This is a genomic window from Frankia sp. AiPs1 (assembly GCF_023716945.1).
Classification (GTDB): domain Bacteria; phylum Actinomycetota; class Actinomycetes; order Frankiales; family Frankiaceae; genus Frankia.
The window spans coordinates 1-3,401 of sequence record NZ_JAMQQF010000626.1 but is presented as its reverse complement, the minus strand read 5'-3'; the positions used below and the strand labels follow the sequence as shown (position 1 = coordinate 3,401).

Genomic DNA, 3,401 nt, shown 5'->3' with positions numbered 1-3,401 from the left:
GGTCGCGTCAGTCCGCCGGCCGCGCCGGCCGCGCCCGGACGGCCGCCGCGACGATCCGCTCGGTGCTGGTGATCCTCCATGTCGATCCCTTCGATGACCGCCGCGCCGAACGTGAGCATCCGGCGCGCCGAGCAGAGGGTGGCAGCGTCGGATGAACGTCCGGCCAACAGGAGAGGGCCACATCGTTGTGACCACATCCTTTCTAGTCAGAAAACGGCTTTGCGACTCGCCATGTAGCCCATCTCGGCTATGACAATGAGGCCGTTCCTAGTCACCTGACCTATTGGTCAGTAGTTCCACGGATTCCGCTGGCCGGCGGGGGGGCACGATCGGGTGATCCGGGCCGGCCGCGCCACCGTGCGTCTGGTGGCACGTCCATTCGGCGCGCAACGCAATGGCGTCGCCGCGACACCGGGTGTTCGCTGGAGCCGGTGCACACGATCGAGCGGCGGCTCGGCCGGCAGGAGGGGACCCGTCTCCCGTTCAGGTCTCTGCCCAGCCGAGCAGCCGGGCAGCCGCGCCGCGGCTCCCACCGCCGCCGCGAAGGGAGACCGATGACCGGCCGAGATGGGCGCCCCGACGTGGACCTACCGCTGGCCGGGGTGCGGGTGCTGGACCTGGCCGACGGCCGCTGCGAGTCGACCGGCCGCTACCTGGCCGACCTCGGCGCCGAGGTGCTGCGGATCGAACCGCCGGGCGGCGCGGCGGCGCGGCGGGTGGGACCGTTCGCCGAGGACGGGACGAGCCTGTCGTTCGCGGTTCACTCGATCAACAAACGCGGCGCGGTGGTGGACCTGACCACGGCGGCGGGCCGGGAGCTCCTGGGCACGCTGGCGGCGACCGCGGACATCCTGCTGCACACCGCCCGTCCGGACCAGCAGGCCGCGCTCGGCCTCGTCCCCGAGGGCCTGCTCGCCGTCCGGCCGGGCCTCGTCGTCGTCTCCATCACCGACTTCGGGCTGACCGGCCCGTACCGGGACTGGACGGGCAGCGCCGACGTGCACGTGGCGATCGGCGGCCTGCTGTCCCGCTCGGGACTGCCCGGCCTGCCGCCGCTGCTGCCACCGGCGTTCCTGGCCGACGAATGCGCCGCCGCGCAGGCCGCCTGGGCCGCGCTGGTCGCGTACGCCAACCGGCTGGACACGGGACGCGGCGATGTCGTCGACTTCTCGGTGCTCGAGGCCGTCGCCCAGGTCCTCGACCCGGGCTACGGCATCTCGGGCAGCGCCCGCGCGGGGGCGACGGTGCGCGACCTCCCGCGGGGGCGACCCGATGCCCGCCACCTGTACCCGATCTTCCCCGCGGCCGACGGCTGGGTGCGGATCTGCCTGCTCGCGGCGCGGCAGTGGCAGGGGATGTTCCGCTGGCTCGGCGAGCCGGCCCAGTTCGCCGCTGCGAAGTACGACAACATCGTCGCCCGCTTCGCTGCCGCCGGCGAACTTTACCCGCTGATCGGGAAGCTGTTCGCCGAGCGCACGATGGAGACGATCGTGGCCGAGGCGATCGGGTTCGGCGTGCCCGCCGCCGCCCTGCTCGACGCCGCCTCGATGGTGGCGGGCGAGCACTTCCGCGCCCGGGGGACCTTCGTGCCCGTCGAGGTCGCCCCGGGCGTGACGGTGCCCGTTGCCGACGGCCTGGTGGAGCTCGACGGAGTCCGGGCCGGGCGGCGCCACGGCCCGCCGCCTCTCGGCGAGTGCGACCCCACGGTCCTCGCCACCGCCGCGCCCACCCCAGGCCCGGGTACCGGCATCCCAAGGCTGGATACCAACAGCCTCGGCGGCGGACACGCCCCAGCCCCAGGGTGGGGTACCGGCGTCTCGGGGCCGGACGCCGAGCGAGTGGACGACCCGGCCGGGCAGGTGGCGGCACCGCGCCATCCGTTCACCGGGCTGCGGGTGCTCGACCTCGGGGTGATCGTCGTCGGCGCGGAACTGGGCCGGCTGTTCGCCGATCACGGCGCCGAGGTCATCAAGGTCGAGAACAGGGCGTTCCCGGACGGTTCACGGCAGAACCGCAGCGGCGCCCAGATCAGCGAGAGCTTCGCCTGGGGCCACCGCAACAAGTCGAGCCTGGGGTTGAACCTGCGCGACCCGCGCGGCCGGGAGCTCTTCCTGCGGCTGGCCGCGTCCGCCGACGTCGTGCTGTCGAACTTCAAGCCGGGCACCATGGAGTCGCTCGGACTCGGCCACGCCGAGCTCGCCCGGGTGAACCCGGGGATCATCGTCGCCGACAGCAGCGCGTTCGGCTCGACCGGGCCGTGGAGCCGCCGCCTCGGCTACGGGCCGCTGGTGCGGGCCACCGCCGGCCTGAGCAAGCTGTGGCGCTACCCGGACCTCCCGGACGGCTTCTGTGACGCGATCACGATCTATCCCGATCACGTCGCCGGCCGGGTGAGCGCGGTGGCGGTGCTCGCGCTGCTGCTGCGCCGGCGGCGCACCGGCCGCGGCGGCACGGTGAGCGCCGCCCAGATCGAGACGATCTTCTACCAGATGGGGGCCGGGCTCGCCGAGGAGTATCTGCGGCCGGGGTCGGTCCGCGCCGAGGGCAACGACCGGCGCGGCGACGCCCCGCGCGGCCTGTTCGCCTGCGCCGGGGACGACGAGTGGTGCGTCGTCGACATCGGCGGGGACGTCAGCGGTGACATCGACGGGGCGTTCGGCCGGCTCGCCGACGTCGTGGGCGAGCCGCGGTGGCGCGACGACCCCCGGTTCGCCACCGCCGCCGGCCGCGACGCCCACCGGGCGGAGATCAACGCCGCGGTGGGCCGCTGGACCGCGACCTGCACCCCGGCGCAGGCCGCCCGCCGGCTGCAGGAGCACGGCGTCCCCGCGGGGCAGATGCTGCGGGTGCACGAGTTGCCGGCCGATCCGCAGCTCGCCGCCCGCCGCCTGCTCGTCGAGCAGGACCAACCCCAGCTCCCGGCGCCGCTGCTGACGCTGGGCGGCGAGGCTCACTACCGGGGCGTCGCCGACCCGCTCACCGGCCCGGCGCCGCTGGTGGCCGAGCACACCCGCCTGCTGGCCGAACGCCTGCTGGGCCGGTCCCCCGCGGAGGTGGACGAGCTGGTCGCTGCGGGCGTCCTCGAGGCGCCGCGCACCACCGCGCCCGTGGCCTGACGCGGGAGCGGCTCGCATCCGCCGCGACCGCCGACCCAGCCACGACCGCCAGCCCAGCCGCGACGGCCGGCCCGGCCGCGACCGCCGACCCAGCAGAGTGACCGGCACGTTCGGCACAATCAGGAGAAGTGATGAGCGCCCCTGACGACCTCGATCCTGCGACGCCGGTGCTGGTCGGTGTCGGCCAGCACGCCGAGCAGCCCGACCGGCCCGGCTACGCGCGGCTGTCCGCGGTGGAACTGGCGGCGGCGGCGGCCCGGCGGGCGGTCACCGACGCCGGCATCG

1 protein-coding gene is annotated in these 3,401 nt (G+C 74.9%); it reads left to right on the top strand.

All coding sequences use genetic code 11. The features are described from left to right. Positions 1 to 554 precede the first annotated feature (554 nt). Positions 555 to 3,116, top strand: a complete 2,562-nt coding sequence (locus ND748_RS28480) for a CoA transferase (RefSeq protein WP_251749275.1) — start codon at positions 555 to 557, stop codon at positions 3,114 to 3,116. Positions 3,117 to 3,401: the final 285 nt, after the last annotated feature.